Annotated in this window: 26 protein-coding genes and 2 tRNA genes; 16 read left to right on the forward strand and 12 right to left on the reverse strand. The window is 72.7% G+C overall.

Features of this window, described 5'->3' with window-relative positions; genetic code table 11:
• Positions 1–14 precede the first annotated feature (14 nt).
• The 5 genes from AB0F98_RS07255 (at position 15) to AB0F98_RS07275 (ending at position 2,065) form a co-directional block, all read left to right on the forward strand.
• Positions 15–449 (forward strand): hypothetical protein, encoded by a 435-nt coding sequence (locus AB0F98_RS07255; RefSeq protein ID WP_357730038.1) that lies wholly within the window; start codon positions 15–17, stop codon positions 447–449.
• A gap of 96 nt (positions 450–545) precedes the next feature.
• Positions 546–619, forward strand: a tRNA-Met gene (locus tag AB0F98_RS07260).
• 344 nt (positions 620–963) lie between these two features.
• Positions 964–1,037 (forward strand) — tRNA-Met (locus AB0F98_RS07265).
• Positions 1,038–1,157: 120 nt separating this feature from the next.
• Positions 1,158–1,721, forward strand: coding sequence for a hypothetical protein (locus AB0F98_RS07270; RefSeq protein WP_357730041.1), 564 nt, complete (start codon positions 1,158–1,160; stop codon positions 1,719–1,721).
• A gap of 95 nt (positions 1,722–1,816) precedes the next feature.
• Positions 1,817–2,065: a hypothetical protein gene (locus tag AB0F98_RS07275; RefSeq protein ID WP_076472205.1), complete on the forward strand. Its 249-nt coding sequence runs from the start codon at positions 1,817–1,819 to the stop codon at positions 2,063–2,065.
• A gap of 40 nt (positions 2,066–2,105) precedes the next feature.
• Here AB0F98_RS07275 and AB0F98_RS07280 read toward each other — a convergent pair whose 3' ends face one another.
• Positions 2,106–3,434, reverse strand: a complete 1,329-nt coding sequence (locus AB0F98_RS07280) for an extracellular solute-binding protein (protein WP_357730046.1) — start codon at positions 3,432–3,434, stop codon at positions 2,106–2,108.
• A 168-nt stretch (positions 3,435–3,602) separates the two neighbouring features.
• Here AB0F98_RS07280 and AB0F98_RS07285 point away from each other — a divergent pair, with 168 nt between their 5' ends.
• Positions 3,603–4,436: a phosphoribosylaminoimidazolesuccinocarboxamide synthase gene (locus AB0F98_RS07285; protein WP_357730049.1), complete on the forward strand. Its 834-nt coding sequence runs from the start codon at positions 3,603–3,605 to the stop codon at positions 4,434–4,436.
• Positions 4,437–4,551: 115 nt separating this feature from the next.
• The gene (locus AB0F98_RS07290; RefSeq protein ID WP_357730052.1) at positions 4,552–5,112 is read left to right on the forward strand and encodes a hypothetical protein; all 561 of its coding nucleotides are present in this window, start codon (positions 4,552–4,554) and stop codon (positions 5,110–5,112) included.
• A gap of 75 nt (positions 5,113–5,187) precedes the next feature.
• Here the strand turns inward: AB0F98_RS07290 and AB0F98_RS07295 are convergent, their stop codons facing one another.
• Both AB0F98_RS07295 and glpK read right to left on the reverse strand, forming a co-directional pair.
• On the reverse strand, positions 5,188–5,343 hold the full coding sequence (locus tag AB0F98_RS07295; protein ID WP_357730056.1) for a hypothetical protein: 156 nt from the start codon (positions 5,341–5,343) through the stop codon (positions 5,188–5,190).
• 44 nt (positions 5,344–5,387) lie between these two features.
• Positions 5,388–6,872, reverse strand: coding sequence for a glycerol kinase GlpK (glpK, locus tag AB0F98_RS07300; protein ID WP_357730059.1), 1,485 nt, complete (start codon positions 6,870–6,872; stop codon positions 5,388–5,390).
• Positions 6,873–6,996: 124 nt separating this feature from the next.
• Between glpK and AB0F98_RS07305 the strand changes: the two genes are divergently transcribed.
• Positions 6,997–7,935: a ribose-phosphate pyrophosphokinase gene (locus AB0F98_RS07305; protein WP_357730062.1), complete on the forward strand. Its 939-nt coding sequence runs from the start codon at positions 6,997–6,999 to the stop codon at positions 7,933–7,935.
• A 14-nt stretch (positions 7,936–7,949) separates the two neighbouring features.
• Here the strand turns inward: AB0F98_RS07305 and AB0F98_RS07310 are convergent, their stop codons facing one another.
• The 4 genes from AB0F98_RS07310 to AB0F98_RS07325 all read right to left on the reverse strand — a co-directional run bounded on the left by AB0F98_RS07310 (position 7,950) and on the right by AB0F98_RS07325 (position 11,090).
• Entirely contained in the window at positions 7,950–8,411 is a 462-nt protein-coding gene (locus AB0F98_RS07310; RefSeq protein WP_357730065.1) for an ATP-binding protein, read from the reverse strand.
• Positions 8,412–8,648: 237 nt separating this feature from the next.
• A complete protein-coding gene (locus AB0F98_RS07315) occupies positions 8,649–9,221 on the reverse strand; it encodes a DUF5709 domain-containing protein (protein WP_357730068.1) in 573 nt (190 codons plus the stop codon).
• A 103-nt stretch (positions 9,222–9,324) separates the two neighbouring features.
• Positions 9,325–10,092: an ATP-binding protein gene (locus AB0F98_RS07320; RefSeq protein ID WP_357730071.1), complete on the reverse strand. Its 768-nt coding sequence runs from the start codon at positions 10,090–10,092 to the stop codon at positions 9,325–9,327.
• Positions 10,089–11,090: an SDR family oxidoreductase gene (locus AB0F98_RS07325; RefSeq protein WP_357730074.1), complete on the reverse strand. Its 1,002-nt coding sequence runs from the start codon at positions 11,088–11,090 to the stop codon at positions 10,089–10,091. The genes AB0F98_RS07320 and AB0F98_RS07325 overlap by 4 nt, the downstream gene beginning before the upstream one ends.
• 231 nt (positions 11,091–11,321) lie before the next feature.
• On the opposite strand from AB0F98_RS07325, the gene AB0F98_RS07330 reads away from it, so the two are divergent.
• Positions 11,322–12,521, forward strand: a complete 1,200-nt coding sequence (locus AB0F98_RS07330) for a glycosyltransferase (protein WP_357730078.1) — start codon at positions 11,322–11,324, stop codon at positions 12,519–12,521.
• A 63-nt stretch (positions 12,522–12,584) separates the two neighbouring features.
• Here AB0F98_RS07330 and AB0F98_RS07335 read toward each other — a convergent pair whose 3' ends face one another.
• The 4 genes from AB0F98_RS07335 to aroA form a co-directional block, all read right to left on the reverse strand.
• Complete coding sequence (locus AB0F98_RS07335; RefSeq protein WP_357730081.1) at positions 12,585–13,472, reverse strand: hypothetical protein; 888 nt, start codon at positions 13,470–13,472, stop codon at positions 12,585–12,587.
• A gap of 26 nt (positions 13,473–13,498) precedes the next feature.
• Positions 13,499–14,317, reverse strand: a complete 819-nt coding sequence (gene hisN / locus AB0F98_RS07340; RefSeq protein WP_357730084.1) for a histidinol-phosphatase — start codon at positions 14,315–14,317, stop codon at positions 13,499–13,501.
• 28 nt (positions 14,318–14,345) lie between these two features.
• A complete protein-coding gene (rsgA, locus tag AB0F98_RS07345; protein WP_357730088.1) occupies positions 14,346–15,323 on the reverse strand; it encodes a ribosome small subunit-dependent GTPase A in 978 nt (325 codons plus the stop codon).
• 120 nt (positions 15,324–15,443) lie between these two features.
• Positions 15,444–16,745, reverse strand: a complete 1,302-nt coding sequence (aroA, locus tag AB0F98_RS07350; RefSeq protein WP_357730091.1) for a 3-phosphoshikimate 1-carboxyvinyltransferase — start codon at positions 16,743–16,745, stop codon at positions 15,444–15,446.
• A gap of 92 nt (positions 16,746–16,837) precedes the next feature.
• Between aroA and AB0F98_RS07355 the strand changes: the two genes are divergently transcribed.
• From AB0F98_RS07355 to AB0F98_RS07385, 7 genes are all read left to right on the forward strand, one after another.
• Positions 16,838–17,545 carry an SOS response-associated peptidase gene (locus AB0F98_RS07355; RefSeq protein ID WP_357730094.1) on the forward strand — a complete coding sequence of 236 codons (708 nt, stop codon included), beginning with the start codon at positions 16,838–16,840 and terminating at the stop codon, positions 17,543–17,545.
• A 198-nt stretch (positions 17,546–17,743) separates the two neighbouring features.
• On the forward strand, positions 17,744–18,136 hold the full coding sequence (locus AB0F98_RS07360) for a WhiB family transcriptional regulator (protein ID WP_357730097.1): 393 nt from the start codon (positions 17,744–17,746) through the stop codon (positions 18,134–18,136).
• 157 nt (positions 18,137–18,293) lie between these two features.
• Entirely contained in the window at positions 18,294–18,908 is a 615-nt protein-coding gene (locus tag AB0F98_RS07365; RefSeq protein ID WP_357730100.1) for an alpha/beta family hydrolase, read from the forward strand.
• Between the two features lie 438 nt (positions 18,909–19,346).
• Positions 19,347–20,159 carry a sigma-70 family RNA polymerase sigma factor gene (locus AB0F98_RS07370; RefSeq protein ID WP_357730103.1) on the forward strand — a complete coding sequence of 271 codons (813 nt, stop codon included), beginning with the start codon at positions 19,347–19,349 and terminating at the stop codon, positions 20,157–20,159.
• A gap of 1 nt (position 20,160) precedes the next feature.
• Positions 20,161–20,448, forward strand: coding sequence for a mycothiol system anti-sigma-R factor (gene rsrA / locus AB0F98_RS07375; RefSeq protein ID WP_357730107.1), 288 nt, complete (start codon positions 20,161–20,163; stop codon positions 20,446–20,448).
• Positions 20,449–20,880: 432 nt separating this feature from the next.
• The gene (locus AB0F98_RS07380; protein WP_357730901.1) at positions 20,881–21,102 is read left to right on the forward strand and encodes a biotin/lipoyl-binding carrier protein; all 222 of its coding nucleotides are present in this window, start codon (positions 20,881–20,883) and stop codon (positions 21,100–21,102) included.
• The gene (locus AB0F98_RS07385; protein ID WP_357730110.1) at positions 21,099–21,605 is read left to right on the forward strand and encodes a GNAT family N-acetyltransferase; all 507 of its coding nucleotides are present in this window, start codon (positions 21,099–21,101) and stop codon (positions 21,603–21,605) included. The genes AB0F98_RS07380 and AB0F98_RS07385 overlap by 4 nt, the downstream gene beginning before the upstream one ends.
• 169 nt (positions 21,606–21,774) lie before the next feature.
• Here the strand turns inward: AB0F98_RS07385 and AB0F98_RS07390 are convergent, their stop codons facing one another.
• A complete protein-coding gene (locus tag AB0F98_RS07390) occupies positions 21,775–23,598 on the reverse strand; it encodes a tetratricopeptide repeat protein (protein ID WP_357730112.1) in 1,824 nt (607 codons plus the stop codon).
• Positions 23,599–23,783 lie beyond the last annotated feature (185 nt).

The following is a 23,783-nucleotide window of genomic DNA, read 5'->3' on the forward strand; positions in this document are numbered from 1 at the left end:
TCGATGGTCAGGTGGTGCAGACCCGCAGTCGCGTACTCACCTATCACCTGACCCCGAACCCGGCGGAGACGACGGTGCCGTACGGCGCCTACCGGAACTCCATCTCCATTCACCGACCCGAGCGGGCCGACGACTGGATGGCCGACCTGCGCCGGGCGGTGCGGGAGTGCCCCGAGCAGGAGGTCGTACCGGGACGGTCCAACCGGCACCGACTGCTCCCCGGCGGCGACTTCGGCGACGAGGCGGTGCTCGTCGAGGTACGCGAACCGGCCTGGGAGGCGGGCGAACCGGCGCAGGGCGAGGTCCTGCGGCTGATCCGGGTGATTCGGATCGGCGACGTGGTGACGGTGCTCTGGGAGATGGGCTGGGAGGGTACGTCCAGCGACCAGCGGCAGGTGGACGACTACAGCCGACGTGCGGAGCGGGCCATCTCGAACTGGCTGGACTGATCAGCCGCTCGGGCCGGTGCTTCGGCACCGGCCCGCCTGACTGGACCGCGTCGTTTTGCGACAGACGGGTGCCGTGCGCTACGGTTATCGAGCCGACGCGGGGTGGAGCAGCTCGGTAGCTCGCTGGGCTCATAACCCAGAGGTCGCAGGTTCAAATCCTGTCCCCGCTACGAGAGAAACATCAGATCGAGCCCGTCCCCGTTCTCGGGGGCGGGCTCGATTGCGTTGGGCGCGCGGCGCTGTACCAACGACAAGGGTGTGCAGGCGATGGCGGATGCGGTCGACCTGGCCGCCCTGAGATGTGGGCGTCGAAGCTCCGTCGGCGAGGGCGGTGGTCGGGCTGACGTGACGGCCAGGCCGACCCGACGGGTGGGCGCGACAGGTGGGTCGACCCGGCCCTCGGTGTGCCTCAGGCGTGTTTCCGCAGGTGGCGGGCCGTTGCTGCGGCCCTTCGAGCGAATCGTGGGCCCGTCGAACAGGCCCAAGGAGCATGGGGTAGAGTTCTGTTTACCGACGCGGGGTGGAGCAGCTCGGTAGCTCGCTGGGCTCATAACCCAGAGGTCGCAGGTTCAAATCCTGTCCCCGCTACGAGAACGAACAACCCGGTGTCCCGGCAGGGGCACCGGGTTGTTTCGTATCCGGGCCGCGTGCGGGGCGGCGCGATGAGGACGGCGCGCGTACGGTGTGAGCAACCTCAGGGAGATCCGGATGGCAGTCCGACCGCAGGGGCGTCGCAAGGTCAGCAAGCCGCGCTTCTTCGCCCTGTTCATCGCGCTGATCGTCGTCGGTGTCGGCGTCGTGTACGGCCTGCACTGGGCCGCGAATCCGTGGGCTCTCTCCCTGCCGGGCCGGCCGGCCCTGACCGGCTACTGGCAGGGGACGGTGCCGTACGGTCCGAGCGACGACCGGAGGATCGTGCTGCACCTGGCCGACGACCCCCCGAGCGCCACCGACCGCTGCGGCAACTGTCCGGGCATGGAAGGTGCCGCCAAGGTCTGCGACGCGGGGCAGATCGAGACCTACGAACTGTGGGGAGACGCCCGCAACTATCGCGGGACCCGATTCGCTCTGCACACCCGTTCCGGAGCCGACGGCCCCGGTCCGCGCCTGAACGAACTCCACGGAGAGTGGGACGGCGATCTGGTGCGGATCAGCACCTCTCTGATCGTGCTGAACGGCGAAGGCGCGGCCACCGGGTCCGACTCGCCGCCGGTGACGTTCGAGATGACTCGCGCCGACGAGGAGGACTTCGACGGGCTCTCCTGCCGTTGACGGTGCGGGACGGGCCCTGTCGAAGCCGCGCCACGACCGGGGGCTCGTCGGATGCCGAATCTGCCGTGGTTGCGGTCCTCGGCGAGGATGTCAGCATGTCTTCTTTCGGCAAGTGGTGGGGCCGCCTCGGCGCGGTCCTCGGTGCGGTGGTGCTCTCGGTGTTCGTGCCGGTGGCGGCGTGGGCGTCGACCGGGACGGGCGAGCTGGTGGTGGAGGCCGCACGGCGGCGCTCCCGGGGCGGCTTCGGCTTCCTGGGCCTGCTCTGCTGTCTCGTGGTCGTCGTGGTGATCGTCCTTCTGCTGCTGCGCCTGACCCGCAACCGTCGCGGCGGCCCGCCGCGCTGACGGTGACGTCGCGACGACGCTGACGGCACGGCGCGCCGGGTCAGCTGGTCAGCGCGGCGTTGGCCTGCGCCAGGAAGCGGCTCGCGGCCGCGCGGACGCCGCTGTCACCGACACGGACGCTCTCGGCGGCCGCGACCAGAAGGGAACGGACCCGGGCGTGTCCCCTCGGGGGTGGGGGCGGGGCGGAGCCGGGGCTGGAGCCCAGGAGGTCACCGAGGGCCGCGGCTCGCCGCTGCCCCGGATCGGTGATGCTGCCCTCGATGGCCCGCCGGACGGCCTGGCTCGGTGTGAGGCCGCGCTCGTGCCCGAGGATGGCACCGGCCGCGACATCGGTGGTCAGAAAGTTGATCACGTCTGTCGCCGTCTCCGGGTCCCGGCTGCCGCGAAAGACCGCCCAGTACATCGAGGCCCGTGGCCACTGGCTGGTGAGGGAACCGGGGAAGGTGGTCAGTCCCAGCTCGGCCCGGGTGAGGCGTTGCAGCTCGGGCAGCTGGTGCGACCAGGCGAAGGACGCGGCGGTCAGCCCCGACACGACGAGCTGTTGGGCCGGCTCACCGCTGTCGGCCTGCTCCACCAGTGCGGCGCTCGGGGTGGCTCGCGCGGCGCGTGCCCGGCGCCACAGCTCGAACCAGCCGATCAGCTCGTCCACGCCGAAGGCGAGCTGCCGGCCGCGGTAGAACTCCCCGCCCCGTCCCCGTAGCCACAGCCACAGCGCCCGGTGGTCGCCGGACGGGTCCATGGTGCCGGCCACCCGGCCGCCGCTCGCATCCGTGACCTGCTCGGCCCAGTCGACGTACTCCTCCCAGGTCATACCCGCGCGCGGCTCGGGGATCCGCAGGTCGCGCAGCAGGTCCCGATTGAAGATCACAGCCGCGGCCGTCTGCCCGGCGGCCACCGCCATGGTCCGGCCTTCCACCTGGCCGTACCGGGCCAGTCCTTCGGGGAGGTCGCGCAGATCGAGCCGGTTGTCCGCGACGTGGTCGGTGAGGTCGAGGATGATCTCCCGTTCGGCGTACTCGGTCAGCACGCTGTCGTCGAGCTGGATCAGGTCGGGCACGTTGCCGCCGCCGGCCTGGGTGGCCAGCCGCCCGTAGTAGCCGTCCAGGCCCTGCCAGGTGACCCGGAAACTCACCCGGGGATTGCGCTCGCTGTAGCGGCGCAGCGCCTGCTCGGTCAGCTTCGCCCGCTCGGGCCCGCCCCACCAGAAGACCGACAACTCGACCGGCCCCTCCCGGGTCGGCGCGGCGGTCGACCCGGAGCTGCAGCCGGTGAGGCCGCCGGCCGCGAGCAGCGGCGCACCCAGTAGCGCGGCGAGCACGCGACGCCGACCGGGGTCGGCTACGGGTGGCGGCGGTCCGGAAACGGGCACACGGGACTCCCGGGACGAGGCGTTGCGGACAGTCGGCCCATTCACGCAGGGACCGCCCGAAGCTGTCAACGTCCGTCCGGGCACAGCACGCCCACGCCACGGACGTACGGATCGGTGCGCGCGGCCACCCTTACCGCCGTACACGGGCCGCGTGATGTACTAGGCCGCGTGGAACTTCTGCACTCAGGCAAGGTTCGGGACGTCTACGCCGACGGCGACGACCTGATCCTGGTCGCCTCCGACCGGATCTCGATCTACGACGTCGCGCTGCCGACGCCCATCCCGGACAAGGGCAAGCTGCTCACCGCGCTCTCGCTCTGGTGGTTCGAGCAGCTGTCGGACCTGGTGCCGAACCACGTCATCTCGGCCACCGACGTACCGGCCGAGTTCGCCGGCCGGGCGATCCGCTGCCGACGGCTGGAGATGGTGCTGGTCGAGTGCGTCGCCCGCGGATACCTCACCGGCGGCGGGCTGAGGGAGTACGAGCGCACCGGCGCGGTCTCCGGTGTCCCGCTGCCCCGGGGCCTGGGCGAGGCGTCGATCCTGCCCGAGCCGATCTTCACGCCGTCGAGCAAGGCGCCGCTCGGCGAGCACGACGAGCCGATCACGTACGCCGATGTGGTGGCCAAGGTCGGCGAGGCGACCGCCGAGCGGCTGCGCCAGATCACCATCGACGTCTACCGGCGCGGCGCCGAGATCGCCGCCGACCGGGGGATCCTGATCGCCGACACCAAGCTCGAGTTGGGCTGGGCGCCGGACGGCAGCCTGCTCCTCGGCGACGAGCTGCTCACCTCGGACTCCTCCCGGTTCTGGCCGGCCGAGTCGTACCAGCCGGGCCGGGTGCAGTTCTCCTACGACAAGCAGTACGTGCGGGACTGGGCCACCAGCGGCGGCTGGAACAAGCAGGCGCCCGCGCCGGAAGTGCCGACCGAGGTGGTCGAGGCCACCCGGGCCCGCTACGTCGAGGTCTACGAGAAGCTCACCGGCAACAGCTGGGAGTGATGTCTTCCCGGCCGACACCGTCGACCACCCTCGCCGTGGGCCGGGCGCGAATACACGCGCCGGGCACGGGAGATCATGGAACTCGGCCGGACGCCGGGCACCACCGGGAGGCATGATGACGCTGCTGCCCGCGGTACGCAGTCGGGACGAGGCGGACCTCTACCTGGAGCTGCATCCGTGCCCGCGGTGCGGGTCGATGGAGGCCGCTTGGGAGGAGACGCCCGCCACGCAGGGAACCCGGCCCGCGTATCGGTACAGCGGCCACTGCGCGGACTGCGGTGACCGGCGCGAGTTCGTCTTCGCGCTGCCGGAGGGGCAGCGCGCCCCCGCCTCTCCCGGCCCACATCCCACCACCCGCTTCGGTGGGCCGCAGCCCTCGGCGCTGCTCGACCCGGGCGAGTGGCTGCTGGTCGCCGACTGGTGCGGGGAGGCGTCGGAGGTGGCCGAACGGCAGGGCGACGACGCCGAGGCGGCGGATCTGCGCTGGACCGCGGTGGCGGCCATGGAGGAGGTCCGCAAGTTCGTCCCGGCCGAGGGCGACGTGGTGCCCGAGTCGGCGTTCTGGTCGACCCGGGGTCGTACGGTCTACCAGCGTGACCCGGGCCGCTTCCGCCGGCGACGGCTCGAGGCGATTCGCGACTTCTACCTGAACAACATGCCCTGGAGTCCGTCGTGACCGCGCTCGCGGCCCGTACCGCCGCCGCCTTATGACACGGTGTTGCGGCGTCCGGGCTGACGCTCCCGGGAGACGTCAGCCGGCACTGGTGCTCGGGGCCGGCGGGGTCGCGGAGAGGTTGAAGTCGCACTGCGGGGAGGCGCTGGTCTCCGTCTCGACGACCTGGCCGTTGACGCGCAGCCGGCACTCGACCGACGGTTGACCATTGACGAAGGCCAGCCGGTCGTCCACGGCTCGGGCCCGACAGTGCGGGAAGCTCGGCAGGAGGCTACCGGTCAGTCGACCCAGTCGAGAGTGCGCTGCACGGCCTTACGCCAGTTGCGCAGCTCGCGGTCGCGGTGCGCCCCATCCATCCGCGGCACCCACTCGGCGTCAGAGCGCCAGTGGGCGCGCAACGCGGCCAGATCGGGCCAGAACCCGACCGCGAGGCCGGCCGCGTACGCGGCGCCGAGGCAGGTGGTCTCGGTGATCCGGGAACGGACCACCGGAACGTCGAGCACGTCGGCGAGGAACTGCATGAGCAGGGTGTTGGCGGTCATGCCGCCGTCCACGCGCAGCCGTCGCAGGGCCACGTCCGAGTCGGCGTTCATCGCGTCGACCACCTCGCGGGTCTGCCAGGCGGTGGCCTCCAGCACCGCCCGGGCCAGGTGCCCCTTGGTGATGTAGCCGGTCAGCCCGGCGATCACCCCGCGCGCGTCGCTGCGCCAGTGCGGGGCGAAGAGCCCGGAGAAGGCCGGCACCACGTAGCAGCCGCCGTTGTCCTCGACCGTGCCGGCCAACTCCTCCACCTCCGACGCGCTGGAGATCAGGCCCAGGTTGTCCCGCAGCCACTGGACCAGTGACCCGGTCACCGCGATCGCCCCCTCCAGGGCGTACGCGGCCGGCTGTCCGTCGATCCGGTAGGCGACAGTGGTGAGCAGACCGTGCGCCGAGGCGACCGCGCTCGCCCCGGTGTTCATCAGCAGGAAGCTGCCGGTGCCGTACGTGCACTTGGCCTCGCCCGGCTGGAAGCAGGTCTGTCCGAACAGCGCGGCCTGCTGGTCGCCGAGGGCACTGGCCACCGGCACCCCGGCGAGCACCCCGCCGGCCGTCCCGTAGACCTCGGCGGAACTGCGGATCTCCGGCAGCATCGCCGCCGGTACGCCCATCGCGGTGAGCAGCTCGGCATCCCAGTCGAGAGTGGAGAGGTCCATCAGCATCGTGCGGCTCGCGTTGGTCACGTCGGTGACGTGGCGGCCGGTCAGTTTCCAGATCAGCCAACTGTCCATGGTGCCGAAGAGCACCTCGCCGGCCTCGGCGCGGGCGCGCAGCCCGTCGACGTTCTCCAGCAGCCAGCGCAGCTTCGGTCCGGCGAAGTAGGTCGCCAGCGGCAGCCCGGTGCGCTCGCGGAACCGCTGCTCGCCGTACGCCTGGTCGAGCTCGCGCAGCAGCGGTGCGGTCCTGGTGTCCTGCCAGACGATCGCGTTCGCCACCGGGCGGCCGGTGACCCGGTCCCAGACGACTGTGGTCTCCCGCTGGTTGGTGATGCCGACGGCGGCGAGGGCGGTCGGGTCCGTGCCGGCTTGCCGCAACGCCTCGCGGACGACGTGTTCGACGTTCGCCCAGATCTCCTCGGCGTCGTGTTCGACCCAGCCGGGGCGCGGCAGGATCTGCCGGTGCTCGCGCTGTGCCACGGAGACGATCTCCCCGGCCCGGTCGAAGACGATGCACCTCGAGGAGGTGGTGCCCTGATCGATGGCGGCGACGTACTCTCCGGTCACGGCAGCACCGTACCCGCAGCGGCGCGTTCGCGCCGACCACCATCGACTCCGGCGTCTCGGGTGCGACGACCCGTCACGGCCCGTCGCACCACGCGTGCCGGGCACGGCCGTACGATGTGCAGACGTGCGTGACATCGCCGTCTTCAGCGGATCCGCCCATCCGGAACTCGCCGCCGAGATCTGTGCCCAGCTGGGCGTGCCACTGCGTCCGGCGCGGGTGTCCCGGTTCGCCAACGACTGCCTCGAGGTGCAGCTACAGGCCAACTGCCGGGAGCGGGACGTCTTCCTGATCCAGCCGCTGGTGCCTCCGGTGCAGGAGCACCTGGTCGAGCTGCTGCTGATGATCGACGCCGCCCGGGGTGCCTCGGCCGGCCGGATCACCGTGGTGCTGCCGCACTACGCGTACGCCCGGTCGGACAAGAAGGACGCCCCGCGCATCTCGATAGGTGGTCGGCTCGTCGCCGACCTGCTCACCTCCGCCGGGGCGCACCGGGTACTGGCGATGACGCTGCACTCGCCGCAGGTGCACGGCTTCTTCAGCGTCCCCGTCGACCACCTGCACGCGTTGCGTGAGCTGGCCGGTCACTTCAAGCGCTACGACCTGACCAACACCGTGGTGGTCTCACCCGACCTGGGCAACGCCAAGCAGGCGGCGGCCTTCGCCCGGATGCTCGGCACGCCGGTCGCGGCGGGCGCGAAGCAGCGGTTCAGCGACGACAAGGTCACCATCAGCGCGGTGATCGGTGACGTGGCGGGCCGGGACGTGATCGTGCTGGACGACGAGATCGCCAAGGGCAGCACGATGATCGAGCTGATGGACCACCTGCGCGAGCTGGAGGTCGGGTCGATCAGGCTGGCCTGCACGCACGGGCTCTTCTCGGGCGATGCGCTGGCCCGGCTCAGCGAGCAGCCGGGGGTGTTGGAGATCGTCTGCACGAACACCGTGCCGATCCCGGCCGGGAAGCGGGGGCCGAAGCTGAAGGTGCTGTCGGTGGCGCCGGCGCTGGCCGAGGCGATGCGGCGGATCCACAACGGCGAGTCGGTCAGTGCGCTCTTCGGTTGAGCTGCCTCGTACGGTCAGTCGGGCCGGCTGGCCGGGGTGTGCGCGGGGACGGCGGTGGTGATCCGGACGACCGTGCCGGTGTCGCCGCTGACCACCTCCATGCTGTCGCTGAGTTTGCGGGCGAGCCAGAGGCCCCAGCCGCCGGCGGTGTCCGGTGCGGGCCGGCTCCGGTCGTCCAGCCGCTGGGTGCTGATGCCGAGCCCCTGATCGGCGACCTCGCAGATCAGCCTTCCGTCCCGTCGCCAGAGTCGGAGCGAGCCGTGGCCGCCGCCGTGCCGCACCGCATTCGTGATCAGCTCGTTGACCGCGAGAATGAAGTCGTCGAGCCGCTGGTCGCGCAGGCCCGCCTCGTGGGCACAGGACGTGACCGAGTGACGCAACTCGGTCACCCGGCCCCGGTCGAAGGCTTCGGCGATGAGGAGGGCAGGTTCGATGGGCCCAACGGTACGCGGTACGCGAGGGTCGACGTTCGTCATGGCCCGTCCCGGCAGCGGATCTCGGAGTTTTTCGCGGCATTTCCACCGTACGTCAGGGTTTGCTGACGTGCATCAGCACCCCGTGCGCGGTGCGACGGCCGTGGCCGCGCAAGCCGCCGTGGCTGTCGTCGCCGGGAAGGTTCGTGCTGCCGCTGTGGCCCGCCGTCGCGTTTCTCCGGGTGGCCTCGCCGGTGAGCGTCGTGGGCCTGCGTGACCGTGCCGTGTCGACCCGGACGGTCAGACCGAGTGCGGTGGTCGCGTCTCGTGCACGGCCAGTTCCTCGGCGGTGGCCCCGCCGCCGGCCGAGCCCGCGTCGTACGCCACGTTGTCGGTCTCCTGGTCGGTGTGCGACCCCTCGTCCGGTTCGACGATCCGGCCCACCTGGGCGTCGGCGACGGTGCCGAGCTGGCCGTGGTCGTAGAGCGAGACCGGCGACTTCGGGTCCGAACTCGGGCCCGGATCCATCACGTCGGCGTCGAGCTGGGCCTGTGCCGCGGCCTCCTCGCTGTCCGCCTCGGCCGCGATGTCCGGGTCCACCGGACCGGCCAGCGGGTCGTCGACGGGTCGTTCGTACTGCTCACGCTGGAGCTTGTAGTCGAGCGACTCGCCGTCGAGCTGCTCGTCGGCGGTGGTCCCGTAGTCGTCCACGGCGACCGGGGTCCGGTCGGCGGGCAACTGGGCCGGGTCCGGGCCGTCCGCCTCGCGACCGGTCAGCACGTCGTCGTTCGCGGTCGAGTCGTCGTCGGCGGTCCCCGGCAGGCCGTTGGCCTCCGGGTCGGACACGGGGGTCGGGTACTCGTCGTCGCGCATGACGGATCTCTACCCACTCGATCCGTCGATCATGCAGTTGGGCTGCCCCTCAAAGGCCGCGTAACCGGCTATAGCCCCCACCGGGAACTGCCGGGCCGCAGGCTCAGGCCGAGGGTGCGAGGACGCACCAGACCAGCTTGCCGCCGGGGAGGGGAGTGCTCCCCCAACGGTCGGCGAGGGCGTCCACCAGCAGTAGACCCCGGCCGCCGATCGAGGTCGGCGAGGCCGGCCCGGCGAAGGCGGGCGGATGCGTCGAGTGGTCACGCACGGCCAGGTGCAGCGCCTCGCCGTCCGGGGCGACCCGCACCGTCATCGGCGTACCGGCGTGCGCGACCACGTTGTTGACCAGTTCGGTGACCGCGATGCCGCCGGGCTCGGCGAGCGCCGGCACGCCCCACCGTACGCAACCGTCGGTCACCAGCTCACGGGCCTGCCGCGCCGAGCCGACCGCCGGGGCGAGGTCGGCACTGAGCACCGCAGCCATCGGTGACCGGGCGAGCGCGTCCATGGCCGCATCCAGGTCGGGCAGGACCGGTACCCCGGCCAGAGCCGGATCCAGCCGGTCGGCCCCGGGGTCGCAGACCAGCAGACCCGCCGCGGGCCAGTCGGCGACCTGGCGTTGCACCTCGGCGAAGACGGAACGGCTGGCCGGATCGGCGACCCGCAGCTCGGTCAGGTCGGCCACCACCGGGCCAGGACGCTCGCAGAGCCGGATGAGCAGCGCGTCGCGTACGGCGGGAACGCCGGCCGGTTCGAGCACCCCGGTGAGCCGGACCACCGCCGAGGACTCGTCGGCCGTCAGGCGCCAGGACGCTCCGGCCGAGTCGATCGTCGTCTCGTGCCCGGCCGTCGGCCGCTCGATCCGCGTCATGAGCGGTCCGTCCGCGAGCGCCGGGTCCGGGCGGCCATCGTGCCGACGGCCGTACCGGCCGCCGCGAGACCGAAGGCGGCGGTCATCCGGATCAGCTGCCGGCGCCGGCCGTGCCAGCCGCCGTCACGCCGGCCGTCCGCGTCGGCCCGGAACACGTTCCCCACGGTCTCCGGTCGGGCACCCGGCCCGAACTGCGTCTTGTGCGCGTACCAGCCGAGCGTGCGCTCGGCGAGCGCCGGCGCCAGCCGCCACTGGAGGCCGATCAGCCGTGCCGCGCTGCCGGCGTACACCTCGCGGCGCGGCCGGCGCAGCAGGCGCACGATCGTCGTCGCCACCGTCTCCGGTGGGTAGACCGGCGGCGGCGGCGTCACCTCCCGCCCGCTGTGGTTGGCGACGTGCCGGAAGAACGGGGTGTCGATGCTGGCCGGCAGGACCGTGCAGATCGAGATGGCGGCCCGCCCGGTGACCCGCAGCTCCTGGCGGACCGTGTCGGCCAGGCCGCGCAGGCCGTGCTTGGTGGCGTTGTACGCCGACTGGTAGGGCATCGCCACCTCGGCCAGCACCGAGGCGTTGTTGACCACCACCCCGCCCCCGGCGGCACCGAGGTGGGGCAGCGCGGCGCGGATGCCGTGCACCGCACCGAGCAGGTTGACCTCCAGTACCCGGCGGAACTCGGCCACCGGGATCTCGTCGAAGAGACCGACGGCACTCACCGCCGCGTTGTTGATCCACGCGTCGATCCGACCGAACTCCGCCGCCGCCCGGTCGGCCAGCCGCTCGACCGAGGCCGCGTCGGTGACGTCGGTCGGTACGACCAGCGCACGGCCACCGAGTTCCCGGCACCGCTCGGCGACCCGGACCAGGGCGCCCTCACTCCGCGCCGCCAGCACCACCGCGGCCCGCTGGCGAGCCAGCGCGTACGCGGTGGCGGTGCCGATGCCGCTGGAGGCGCCAGTTATCACGACGGTGGCGGCGTCGAGGCTGCGCGTGAGTGGCATTTCACGCCCGTACCCCCGCCCGGGGTGGGTCATGCCGACGAAGGCCGTCGGATCACCACCGAGATTGATCAACAGGACGATGACCGGGACGTTTGGTGGCCTCGTGGCGCAAGTGTCCGGGTGACTCGTCGGGCTCTTCCTGATCTGCCAGGTTTCGGCTTCTGGGGCCGTGGTTAATGGGACCCTCTGACCGGGAGGACCACCGTTGGATACATCGCATGGAGGTGACCCATGCGCGTCGGCCTCGTCTGCGCGCACGCCGGCCCGTCCAGGACGACCGACGGCCCGACCGTCGGCACCCATCAACACATCGCACGGGTCGCCGCCGAACTCGCCAAACGAGGCCATGACGTCCGGGTCTACGAACGCCGGGACGACCCGGCGCTGCCGGCGACCCTCGACCTCGACGGCTACCAGGTGGAGCGGGTCCCCGTCGGGCCGGCCGAACCGCTGCCCACGGCCGAACTGATCCCCTACGTGGCGGAGTTCGGCGGCTGGCTGACCGACCGTTGGACCGGCGAACGATCCCCGGAGGTGGTGCACGGTCACTACTGGGTCGGTGGGCTGGCCGCGGCGCACGCGGTGCGCGAGACGGACATCCCGGTCGTGCAGACCTTCCACTCGCTCGGCATCGAGCAGCTGCGCCACCTCGGCCGGGCGTACGACGGCCCGGGCGAACGGATCCCCCTGGAGCGGGCGCTGACCCGGGCGGTGGACGTGGCGGTCGCCCAGTGCAACGACGAGGTCGACGAGCTGACCCGGATGGGACTGCAACGCACTGCGGTCGCGATGGTGCCGACCGGGGTGGACGTCGAACAGTTCCATCCCGACGGCGAGGCGGCTCCCCGCGACCAGCGGGCTCGGATCCTCTCCGTCGGCGGGCTCGCCCCCGGACACGGTCAGGACGACCTGATCCAGGCCATGCGGCTGGTCGGCGACGCCGAGCTGGTGATCGCCGGCGGGCCGCCGCTCGAAGAGCTGGACAACCACGCCGAGGCGCGCCGGCTGCGCGAACTGGCCGAGCGCAACGGAGTGGGCGAGCAGGTACGCCTGGTGGGGGCGGTACCGCACGACCAGATGGCCACCTGGTACCGGTCGGCGGACGTGGTGGCCTGCACCCCGCACTACTCCTCGGCGGGGCGGGTCTCGCTGGAGGCGATGGCCTGCGGTGTGCCCGTGGTCGGCTACGCGATGGGCGGGATCGCCGACGCGGTGGTCGACGAGGTGACCGGGCGGCTCGTGCCGCCGGGCGACGTACGCACCCTCGGGGTGACGCTCCGGCGGCTGCTCACCGACAACGCGGGCCGATTCGCGTACGGTCACGCGGCCGTGGACCGGGTGCGGTGCAGCTACACCTGGGAGCGGACCGCCGGCGCACTCGAGCGCCTCTACGAGCGGGTGATGAGCCGGCGCAAGCCGGTCGAGGCCTGAGAACCCGTCAGACACCCGCGCGGCGGCTGCGGCCGGTCGGGCTCGGCTTCCCGGCCGGTGGCTTCAGCGGGGGCGTGCGACGCCGGCCATGGCAGGCTCGTCGGCCCGGGCCGACGCGGGGTGGTGCTGCGGCTCGGCGTACCGGGTCAGGCCGATCACCGCGCCGAGGGTGATCAGGAAACCGACGCCGGCCAGCCACTCCCGGCCCGGCCAGATCTTGTCGTTGAGCAGCAACAACCCGACGATCGCCGCGGGTACCGCGCCGGCCGCGTCCATTGCCGCCACCGCCGCGGTCGTGGAGCCGCGCTGCATCGCCAGGCCGAGCAGCAGCTGCCCGACGATCGAGTGCGCGACCAGGAGGTAGAGCAGCGGGTTGCGGACGAACGCCTCGGCCGACGGCGTGGAGGCGAGCGGCCGGGCGGCCACCGCGGCGGCGGAGAACGCCAGCCCGGCCAGCGACCCGAGGGCCACCGAGCCGGGCGACCCGTGCAGCCGGACCGCGAAGAAGCCGAGGACGGCGATGAGCCCGAGCACCAGCAGCAGGCCGAGCAGGGCACCGGGACCGAGCTGCCGCGACGGCGCCGGGCGGGCGGCCAGCACCAGCGCGCTGATCCCGGCGAAGAGCAGCGCCAGCAGCACCACCTCGGCGACCGGTAGTCGCCACTTCAGCACCGACACGCCGAGGATGGCGGTCACGCCGAGCCCGGCGGCCACGCTCGACTGCACCAGGAAGAGCGGCAGGTCGCGGCGGGCCAGGAAGGCCAGCAGGAAGCCGCCGAGCTGGCAGGCCACGCCGACCAGGTAGGTGCGGTGCCCGGCCAGTCGCAACAGCAGCCCGGGATCGAAGGTGTGGTGCACCGTCGTACGCACCGCGGCTACCGACTGGAGCAGGTTGGCCACGCCGTACGCGACGATCATGGCGGCGAGGAAGCACCAGCCGGAGGAGACCACCTGGCGAGGATAGAGGCTGACGAGGGTCAGCGCTCGGCTGGTCGACCGAGCCGGGCGAGGATGTCGGGGTGCAGGGCGCCGTTGCTCGCCACCACGCTGTGCTCGGTGCCGGGACCACCCCCGGGGGCCGGCGCGCCCGCCAGGTCGGTGATGGCTCCGCCCGCCTCGAGCACGATCGGCACCAGCGCCGCGACGTCCCAGAGCGACAGCTCCGGTTCCACCATCACGTCCAGCGCCCCCTCGGCCAGCAGCACGTAGCCGTAGAAGTCGCCGTACGCGCGGCTGCGCCAGCAGTCACGCATGAGGTCGAGCATCGCGTCCAGCCGGCCGGCGGCCTCCCACCCCGTCAAGGAGGAGTAGCAGAAACTGGCGTCGGCCAATTTCCGCACCGCGGAGACGCGGATCGGCTCGCCGCTGTCCCGGTCCGGTCCGGCCCAGGCGCCCGCGCCGGCCGCGGCCCACCAGCGGCGTCCCAGCGCCGGGGCGGAGACCAGCCCCAGCACCGGCCGGTCCTGCTCGAGCAGGGCGATCAGGGTGCCCCATACCGGCACGCCCCGGACGAAGTTCTTGGTGCCGTCGATCGGGTCGATCACCCAGCGCCGCCCATCCGGCCCGGCGGGGGGCGTGTCGCCGTACTCCTCGCCGAGCAGTCCGTCGGCCGGGCGGTGCTCGGCCAGCAGAGCGCGGATCGCCCGTTCGACGGCGGTGTCCGCGTCGGAGACCGGCGTCAGGTCCGGCTTCGACTCGACTCGCAGGTCGAGCGCCCGGAACCGGGCGCTCGAGATGGCGTCCGCGGCGTCGGCGAGCCGGTGGGCGAGGGCGAGATCGTCGGCGTACCCGGTCATGCGGGCAACCTAGCCGACCAGGCGCGGATCATCCGAGGGCGGGCGGCTCGCCGCGGGGCTCCGGTTCACCGCGCGCGTCGCCGTCGCCGGCCCGGGAGGCGAGCAGCCGGCGGTACGACGCGAGCCGCCGCGGATCGGCCTTGCCGGCGGCCACCCACGCGTCCAGCCCGCACTCCGGCGCGTCGGCCGTGTGCGGGCAGTTGGCCGGGCAGTCGACCGTCCCCTCGACCAGGTCGGGGAAGCCGTGCAGCAGGCTGTCGGCGGAGACGTGCGCCAGCCCGAAGCTGCGTACGCCCGGCGTGTCGATGATCCAGCCGTCACCGTCACCATCCTCGCTCTGCGGCAGACGCAGCGCGACGGCGCTGGACGAGGTGTGCCGGCCGCGGCCGATCGCGCTGACCGTGCCGACCGCCCGGGCCGCCTCCGGGACCAGCCGGTTGACCAGCGTCGACTTGCCCACCCCGGAGTGCCCCACGAGCACCGAGATCCGCCCGGCGAGCAGCGCCCGCAGTGCGTCCAGCTCCGAATCGGGCCGGATCAGCACGTACGGCAACTCCAGCTCGGCGTAGTAGTCGAGCACGGCCTCCGGCCCGGCCAGGTCTGCCTTGGTGAGGCAGAGCAGTGGTTCGATGTCCGCGTCGTAGGCGGCCACCAGGCAGCGGTCGATGAACCCGGTGCGCGGCGGCGGGTCGGCCAGCGCGCTGACGATCACCAACTGGTCGGCGTTGGCCACCACCACCCGTTCCAGCCGTCCCTCGGCGGTGGTCTCGTCGTCGTCGGCGGTACGCCGCAGCACGGACGACCGCTCGGCGATCCGGACGATCCGGGCCAGGGCGCCGGGTACGCCGGAGGTGTCGCCGACCAGGGCCACCCGGTCGCCGACCACCACCGACTTGCGGCCCAGCTCGCGGGCGCGCATCGCGGTGACGGTGACCGCCTCCACTTCGGCGTCGTCGAGCACGCAGGTGTAGCGCCCCCGGTCCACGGCGACGACGAAGCCCTCCACGGCGTCGGCGTGCCGGGGCCGGGTGCGGGTACGCGGGCGCGAGGACCTGCCGGGTCGGACCCGTACGTCGTCCTCGTCGTACTCTCGCCGTTTGGTCGCCAGGACCGCCCCTCCGTCGCGTCAGCTCTTGCCCGTTACCATCGCTGACCATAGTGCCGGGAATTCGGGCATGGTCTTCGAGGTACAGGCGACGTCGTCGACTTCGATGCCGGGCACGGCGAGCCCGGCCACCGCGGCGGCGTGCGCCATCCGGTGGTCGGCGTAGGTGCGGAACGTACCGCCGCGCAGCGGGCGGGGCCGGATCCGCAGCCCGTCGTGGGACTCGGTGAGGTCGGCGCCCAGCGCGGTGAACTCCCGTGCCAGCGCGGCGATCCGGTCGGTCTCGTGGCCGCGGATGTGCGCCACCCCGGTGAACCGGGACGGCGAGTCGGCCAGCATGGCCAGCGCGGTCAGCGCCGGGGTCAGCTCGCTGACGTCGGAGAGATCCGCCTCCAGGCCGTGCACCGAGCCGGTGCCGCGTACCGTCAGTCCGTCGGTGGAGAGGGTCACCTCGCCGCCCATCCGCTGCAGCAGCTCCCGCAGCCGCTCGACCGGTTGGGCGCTGCTGTGCGGCCACCCCTGGAGGGTGACCTCACCGCCGGTGACCAGAGCGGCGGCGAAGAACGGCACGGCACCGGACAGATCGGGCTCGATCTGCCAGCCACGGCCGGCGAGCGGCCCCGGCTCGACCGCCCAGACGTCGGCGACGGTGTCGTCGACCGCGGCGCCCGCGGCGCGCAGCATCTGCACGGTCATCCGTAGGTGCGGCGCGGAGGGCACCGGCGGGCCGACGTGCCGGACCACCACCCCGCGGTCGAAGCGGGGTGCGGCCAGCAGCAGGCCGGAGACCAGCTGGCTGGAGGCGGAGGCGTCGATGACGACCTCGCCGCCGACGACCCGGCCGGCGCCGAGCACGGTGAGCGGAAGGCTCTCGGGGCCTTCGACGTCGATCCGGACGCCGAGCGAGCGCAGCGCCCCGATCAGCGGGCCGAGCGGGCGGGTCCGGGCGTGCGGGTCGCCGTCGAAGGTGATCCGTCCGTCGGCCAGTCCGGCGACCGGCGGCGCGAAGCGCATCACCGTGCCGGCCAGGCCGACGTCGACGTGCGCGGGGCCGACGAGCCGGTGCGGTCGGACGAGCCAGCGCTCGTCGTCACTGATCGACACGTGTGCGCCCATGCCGCGCAGGCCGGCGGCCATCAGTTCGGTGTCCCGCGCGCGCAACGGCCCGGCCAGCGTCGACGGACCGCCGGCCAGCGCGCTGAGCACCAGCGCGCGGGCGGTCATCGACTTGGATCCGGGCAGGCGCAGCGTGGCCGCGACCGGGTCGGAGGCGGTCGGTGCGGTCCACGGCTGCAGCGGCCGGGTCGCGGTCGGATTCCCCACGGTTACATTCTGCCGTGTCCGCCGGCCGGTGACGCCGGCCGCCCGGCAGTCGGGACAGCCGAAGTGGTGTCCGGCGGGTTAGCGTGTGCGACATGTGCGGCAGGTACGCGACGACTCGGAGCTCGGGCGAGCTGAGCGCCATCTTCGAGTCGTCCGACGACACCGCCGGAGAGGTGGGCCCGGATTACAACGTGGCGCCCACCGACCCGGTCCCGCTGGTGCGGTTGAGCCCGGAGGGGCATCGTGCCCTCTGCGTGGGCCGCTGGGGCTTCCTGCCGCACTGGGCCCGCAACGCCGCCGGGGCCGCACGGATGATCAACGCCCGCGCCGAGACGGTGGCGACCAGCCGGGCGTACGCCGGCGCCTTCGCCCGGCGCCGCTGCCTGGTGCCGGCCGACGGGTGGTACGAGTGGGTGCGCTCCCCCGAGGGCCGGCAGGCCTACTACATGACCCCCGCGGACGGCTCGGTGCTGGCCTTCGCCGGCATCTGGTCGACCTGGGGTTCCGGTGCCGGGGAGCGGCTCACGTTCAGTGTGCTCACCACCGCCGCGCTCGGCGAGCTGGCCGAGGTGCACGACCGGATGCCGCTGTTGCTGCCGCGGGAGCGCTGGGCGTCGTGGCTGGCTTCCGCGGAGGATCCGACCGAGCTGCTCGCCCCACCGACACCCGAGTGGCTCGCCGGGCTGGAGATCCGTCCGGTCGGCGCCGCGGTGGGTGACGTACGCAACGACGGCCCGCAGCTGACCGCGCGGGTACCGCTCGCCCGCGGCGTCGACGTGGCGGAGCCGACCCTGTTCTGATAGCGGCTTGCGCATTGTCGTGCACCGATTTGCCGGTATTCGGGGGGAAACGTCTCCCGGCCGTTCAGCCATCTTCCCGATAGCCCCTTGTGACCCCCTCCACAAGTGCGGTAGAACACAGCGCCGGTGGTGAGTGTCGATCCGCAGGGGGCGGACGACATTCATCGATCTTGCCGGTCCCACGGGGGAGGTGGGTGGATGACCCGGGCGCGTATGCCCCGCCCGCACGAGGTTGCTGCCGCACGACGAGATCCGCGTCTGCTCCGCGCGCTGCGCGAGCGACGTGAGGACGAGGCGTGGCGGACCAGAGGCACCTGCCAGACTGTCGATCCGGAGACGTTCTTTCCCGCGCCGAACGAGCCCGCCGACGCGGCGGTCGCGCTCTGCCGCAGCTGCGAGGTGCAGGGTTCGTGCCTCGCCTGGGCGCTCGAGGTGGGCGACTGCCACGGCGTGTGGGGCGGGACGACGCCCCGGGAACGCCGAGCCATGCTGGTCGCCTGGCGTGGCGAGGTCCAACCGGATCCGGATGCCGCCGAGGAGGCCGGGCCGCCGGTCCGCGACCGCCTGCTCACTCTCGTCCCGCTCAGCTGAGCCACCGGGACGGGGCTCTCGCCGTGCTCGGACCGGATACCCCGCCGTCGGGTTGATCGCCCACACACCCCCCGGGGCCAGGTGAATCGAACCGATCGTCGGCTCCGTCGGGTCCGATCCGGGCGTCACACCGGTCGTCAGGGACGAGAATGGGCCGGTGACACAGCACGACGAGATCAGCACGCCCCGCGGGCCGGCGCGGGTCGACACCGACCTGCCCGCCGGCCCCGTCGCGTCCCTGCTCGTACTCGGCCACGGCGCCGGTGGCGACGTCGACGCCCCGGACCTGCTCGCGGTACGGGACGAGGCGGTGGCCGCCGGCGTGACGGTGGCCCGGGTGACCCAGCCGTACCGGGTGGCCGGTCGACGCGCGCCCGCGCCCGCCGGGCACCTCGACGAGGCGTGGACCGCGGTGCTCGCCGTACTGCGGGAGCGGCACCAGGGCGTGCCCGTGCTCGTGGGCGGGCGGTCCAGTGGCGCCCGGGTGGCCTGCCGGACGGCCGGCACGGTCGGCGCGGCCGGGATCGTGGCCCTGGCCTTTCCACTGCACCCGCCGGGTCGGCCGGAGCGGTCCCGAGCGGCAGAGCTGCTGACCGGTCTGCCGACCCTGGTGGTCAACGGCGACCGGGACCCCTTCGGCGTGCCCGAGGCGAGCCCGGGCGTAACCGTGGTGACCCGTCCCGGAGAAGTGCACGACCTGCGGAAGGACCCGTCGGGCGTGGCCGCCGTGGTGCGGGACTGGCTGCGCGGGCAGGGCTGGGCGAAGGGCTGACCGGTGCGGCCGGCCGGGACGGCCGGCGGCCGCGACGGCACGTCGGCCACCTGACGGCGCCGCGGATCAGCGAGGTCGGACCGGCTGTCCGACCACCCAGGGGCAGAGCTGCGGAGAGGGCGCCGTGTCCGGAAGGAGCCGTTTCCGGCGGCCGAGGAGGGTCGTTGCATCGGATGGTGCCGACGCCCGGTTCGGACGGCGGAACCATCCTCCCAGGCCCTTCCTGGTCCCAGCGCCGGTCGCGCCGACGCCGGGACCAGGAAAGGGGGCGGGTGGCGAACGATGACCGACCCGACCTCGCCGGATCGCGGTGCCGACCCGACGGGACGGCCGGACTCCGCCGGACCCGAGGCGATCAGCTGAGGCTCCCGGAATGCCCCACCGCACACCCGCGTTACTAACCCCGGGACGACTTTTCTTCGCGGAGGGGGGACCGGGGTGCCGATCGAGACACGGCGCCGGGAGCGGGACGATCGGGACGTGCGGCAGCTACGCCAGCTGCTCGCCGGACCCGAGTGGCCCGTCACATCGGGCTCAACGTCAGTGGTGAGCACGAGCACACCGGCCGGAAGTGAATCTGCGGGCAGGTCCGTACGCGTATCCTCGGCGGGAAAGCATCCGACGCGAGGGGATGTGCGGTTGACCACCGAGAAGACGGACGAGCGCAGGGCCCGCTTCGAGCGGGACGCGATGCCATTCGTCGATCAGCTCTACGCTGCTGGGTTGCGGATGACGCGTAACCCGGCGGATGCCGAGGACCTGGTCCAGGAGACCTACCTGAAGGCGTACGCCGCCTTCCACCAGTTCGAGCAGGGCACCAACCTCAAGGCTTGGCTCTATCGGATCCTGACGAACACCTACATCAACTCCTACCGGCGGCGGCAGCGCCAGCCGGTGCAGGCGCCGACCGATGAGATCACCGACTGGCAGCTTGCCGAGGCCGAGTCGCACACGTCCAGTGGGCTGCGTTCGGCGGAGACCGAGGCGCTGGACCGGCTGCCGGACAGCGACGTCAAGGAGGCCCTCCAGCAGTTGCCGGAGGAGTTCCGCCTGGCGGTCTACCTGACGGATGTCGAGGGCTTCTCCTACAAGGAGGTCGCCGACATCATGGGTACGCCGATCGGCACGGTGATGTCGCGTCTGCACCGCGGTCGGCGTAATCTGCGCAAGCTGCTGGAGCAGTACGCCAAGGAGCGCGGCTTCAGCGCCGCGACCAAGGGCTCGACCGCTCCTGCCGGTCGGGAGGTGTGACGTGAGCTGTGGAGAGCCGCACGAAACGGATTGCCGTGAGGTCCTCGCGGAGGTCTACCTCTACCTGGACCTCGAGTGCGCCGATGAGCGGCGCACGCTGATCCGGCACCATCTCGACGAATGCGGGCACTGCCTGCAGGAGTACGGCATCGAGCAGGAGGTCAAGGCGCTGGTGGCGCGTTGCTGCGGCAACGAGACCGCGCCGGAGCAGCTGCGTGAGCGGCTCCGCCTCAAGCTCACCGAGTTGGTCGTCTTCGAGAGCACCGAGTCGCGCGAACTGGCCGACTGAGAACCAATACGCACGGTGGCCCGGGTCGATGTTCGACCCGGGCCACCGGCGTCCCGGCCGGGGCCGGGTCAGCTGACTGGTCGTCGGCGGGGTCACCCGCCGCGAGGTCAGGAGTTGGGGCGCTTGCCGTGGTTGGCGCCGCTCTTCTTACGAGCCTTCTTCTTACGGGCCTTCTTCGCCATGGTGACCTCCTTGTGATGGTCGGATCCGGCTTGACGACCTCGGCGCCGGTGCAGTCACCGGCCGCCCGGCACCGGGTCCGACCCGCTGATGCTAGTGCGGCCCGCGTCGCCCACGCCGCGCCGGGGCGTCGGCCACCCGGCGAGTGCGTGGTGACCGTCCGCGTAGGGCTGCCTACCCGAGCGCTCGGCGATCACGCCCGCGCGGCCGCATGATTGGATACGTCGTCAGGCAACCACGAGAGGGAGGGGCCTGGAGATGGCCGAGGAGATCCGCGCCGAGATGGTGGCGAACGTCTGGAAGGTCGTCGCGTCGCAGGGCGACTCGGTGTCGGAGGGGGACACCCTGGTGATCCTCGAGTCGATGAAGATGGAGATCCCGGTCGTCGCCGAGTCCGACGGGATCCTGCAGCAGCTCGCCGTCAACGAGGGCGACGTGGTGCAGGACGGCGACCTCATCGCCGTGATCGCTTGACCGGGCTGAAAGTCCGGCCCGCCACGCCCGCCGACTTCCCCGCGATCGCCCGGCTGACGGTTGCCGCGTACGAGGCGGACGGGCAGCTCAAGGGCGAGAACGGCTACGGCGTGGTGCTGGCGGACGTACCGGCCCGAGCGGAGAACGGCACGGTGCTGGTCGTCGAGGACGCGGCCGGCCGGGTGCTCGGCTCGGTCACCTTCGTGCTGCCCGGCACCCGGTACGCCGAACTCGCCGATCCCGGCGAGGCGGAGTTCCGCATGCTGGCCGTCGATCCTGCGGCGCAGGGGCTCGGCGCCGGAGTCGCGTTGGCCCGGGCGTGCATCGACCGTGCCGCTGAACTCGGCTGCTCGGCCGTGGTGATCTGCGTCCGTGACGGGATGGCCGAGAAGGCGCAGCGTCTCTACGAGCGGCTCGGCTTCGTCCGTACCCCGGAGAAGGACTGGTCGCCACTACCCGGGGTCCGACTGCTGGCTCTTCGCCTCGAGCTGGCCCGGGCCTGACGCGCCCGGCCGCCACGCCCCCGGCTCCCCGTCCGCGCGGTCCGGCTGGCCGATTCGGTCGAGCAGCTCGCCTCGACCACTGACCTGACCCGGTGATCATGAAGTTGTTGTCGTGACACGCCGAGGCGCGCGGCAACAACTTCATGATCAACCCTCTGGTGGGGTGGGGTCAGGGGCGGCGGAGGGTGGCCGTGAGGCGGCGCCAGAGGCGGGTGAGCGGGTTGCGGGGGCGTGGGACCGCAGCGGCGGCACGGAGCAGGACGGTGGCGAGCCCGCGAGTCTCCGCGTCCAGCGCCGGGGTGGTCAGCGCCAGGTGGGCCAGTGACGTGGCGATGGGCACCGGGCGGGTCCGAGCCACGGCCGCCGCGTCGGCGAGCCGCTCGGCGACCACCCGGGCCACGTCGGGGCGTACGGCCGGGTCGACCCAGGCGGCGGTGACCATCGCGAACAGGGCCGCCTCGGTGATCCAGTCCTCTACGCCCCAGACCAGGTCGAGCAGCACCTGGCGACGGGTGGATTCGATCCACGGCTCGTCGGTGCGATGGTGCAGCAACCCCAGGCAGGCCCAGACCTGCACGCAGCGCACCCACATCGTCGGATCCTGACCGGCCAGCACCCGACCGACCGCGGTGGCCGGCGGTTCCGGCGGGTGGACCAGCAGCCTGACCAGGTCCGCCAGCTCCAGGGTGGCCAGGCCCACCGCCGCGTCGTACGCGGCCGGCGGGTGCGGCCAGGCCGGGTGCGCGAGCTGGCGCAGCCGGTCGGCGGCCCCCGCCGAGGGGGCCGGCACCGTGGGCACCGGGATCGTGCCGTCGTAGCGCCAGAGCCGCCGGGTGCCGGCCCGCCGGGGCTCGCGCGCGTCCGGCGAGCCGCCTCCGGTCACCTCGACCCGCATTCCCGTCGCCGTGCCCGCCCGCAGCGCGCTTGGCGGGGGAGGCGTCGGTGACCGTACGGTGGCGCCGATACCGGGGTGCTCCGCCGCGACCGCTTGGCGCAGCGCGTCGGCCACCGGCCCGCCGGCAGGGGTCAACTGCCCGAGCCAGGGTCGGCCGCGGCAGCACTCGGCGAGGTCGCCGTGCTCGTGCGTGTCGTCTGGGTGATCCCGGGCGAAGTCGGCGAGCGCGACCAGGTGCGCGACGTCGCCGTCCCGCAGGTAGCGCAGTCGATGCGCCGTGTGCACCGCGCAGTCGAAGGTCGGGTCCCGATCCAGGGCCCGATCGATCCAGTCCAGGGCCTCGTCCAGCCGGCCCGTGTCGGCCAGGGTGCCGGCGATGTCGGCGTAGACGGCGAGGTCGTCGGGATCGTGCTCGACCGCCCGGCCGAGCGCCGCGAGCGCCTCCCGGGTACGGCCGGCGCTGCGGTACGCGTACCCGAGCCAGACCTCACCGAGTTTCGTCGGTTCGGCACGTACGCCTCGCCCCGCCCAGTCGATCGCCAGCGCCGGTTCGCCGAGGCGCCGGGCCAGCGCGGACGCCGCGCCGAGCAGCAGCGCGTGCTCGGGATGGGTGGTGACCGCGTTGCGGGCCAGCGTGAGGTACGCGGCCAGCGCCGGCCGCCCGGCGCGCGGCACCGGGTCGGGAACCGCCGCGCAGACCTGCATGAGAATCCGGGCCACGTGCTCCGGCGTGATCCGCTCGGTCAGTTCGGGCGCGGTCACCCAGGGCACCCCGGCCCAGTCGGTCTGCGGTGCGTAGCCGGTCGCCGCGGCGAGCAGATCCAGCCCGTCGCCCGGGTGCCCGGTGGCGGCGAGCAGGTGGGCGCGGGCGACCGCGGCGCCGACGTAGGTGTGCTGGTCGAGGGGGAACAGTTCCACCCCGCCGCCGCTCACCGCGGCGAGCCGGGCCAATGTCTCGTGCACCTCGGGCAGGGTCGGCGCCTGCGCGAGCGCGCCGGCCACGTGCCCGGCCGCGTGCTGCAGGTCGCCCTCCTCCAACGCCAGCCGGGCCAGGGCGAGTTCCTCCGCGGCGGAGAGCGCGGCGTCGTCCTCGGGCACGTCGTCCTCTCGTCGTCCGGTGGCGGAATCGAGCCGGGACAGCCTAGGTGATGTTGGAGCGACATGGTGATCATCTGCGCACTACTGCTCGTTCAATTGCTCATGTCAGATCAAAGATGCAAGACTGAGCAAGAAACGCGCGGCAATCGCGCAGTGGGAGGAGTTTCCGTGACGCGTGCAGGGGC

This window comes from Micromonospora sp. NPDC023737 (assembly GCF_040639715.1).
Classification (GTDB): Bacteria; Actinomycetota; Actinomycetes; order Mycobacteriales; family Micromonosporaceae; genus Micromonospora.

What these genes read in the sequence shown, in the direction of transcription:
- AB0F98_RS07270 (WP_357730041.1), top strand. Translation starts at nt 1,158, where the DNA reads ATGGCAGTCCGACCGCAGGGGCGTCGCAAGGTCAGCAAGCCGCGCTTC.
- AB0F98_RS07275 (WP_076472205.1), top strand. Translation starts at nt 1,817, where the DNA reads ATGTCTTCTTTCGGCAAGTGGTGGGGCCGCCTCGGCGCGGTCCTCGGT.
- AB0F98_RS07290 (WP_357730052.1), top strand. Translation starts at nt 4,552, where the DNA reads ATGACGCTGCTGCCCGCGGTACGCAGTCGGGACGAGGCGGACCTCTAC.
- AB0F98_RS07310 (WP_357730065.1), bottom strand. Translation starts at nt 8,411, where the DNA reads ATGACGAACGTCGACCCTCGCGTACCGCGTACCGTTGGGCCCATCGAA.
- AB0F98_RS07315 (WP_357730068.1), bottom strand. Translation starts at nt 9,221, where the DNA reads ATGCGCGACGACGAGTACCCGACCCCCGTGTCCGACCCGGAGGCCAAC.
- AB0F98_RS07320 (WP_357730071.1), bottom strand. Translation starts at nt 10,092, where the DNA reads ATGACGCGGATCGAGCGGCCGACGGCCGGGCACGAGACGACGATCGAC.
- AB0F98_RS07325 (WP_357730074.1), bottom strand. Translation starts at nt 11,090, where the DNA reads ATGCCACTCACGCGCAGCCTCGACGCCGCCACCGTCGTGATAACTGGC.
- AB0F98_RS07330 (WP_357730078.1), top strand. Translation starts at nt 11,322, where the DNA reads ATGCGCGTCGGCCTCGTCTGCGCGCACGCCGGCCCGTCCAGGACGACC.
- hisN (WP_357730084.1), bottom strand. Translation starts at nt 14,317, where the DNA reads ATGACCGGGTACGCCGACGATCTCGCCCTCGCCCACCGGCTCGCCGAC.
- AB0F98_RS07355 (WP_357730094.1), top strand. Translation starts at nt 16,838, where the DNA reads ATGTGCGGCAGGTACGCGACGACTCGGAGCTCGGGCGAGCTGAGCGCC.
- AB0F98_RS07360 (WP_357730097.1), top strand. Translation starts at nt 17,744, where the DNA reads ATGACCCGGGCGCGTATGCCCCGCCCGCACGAGGTTGCTGCCGCACGA.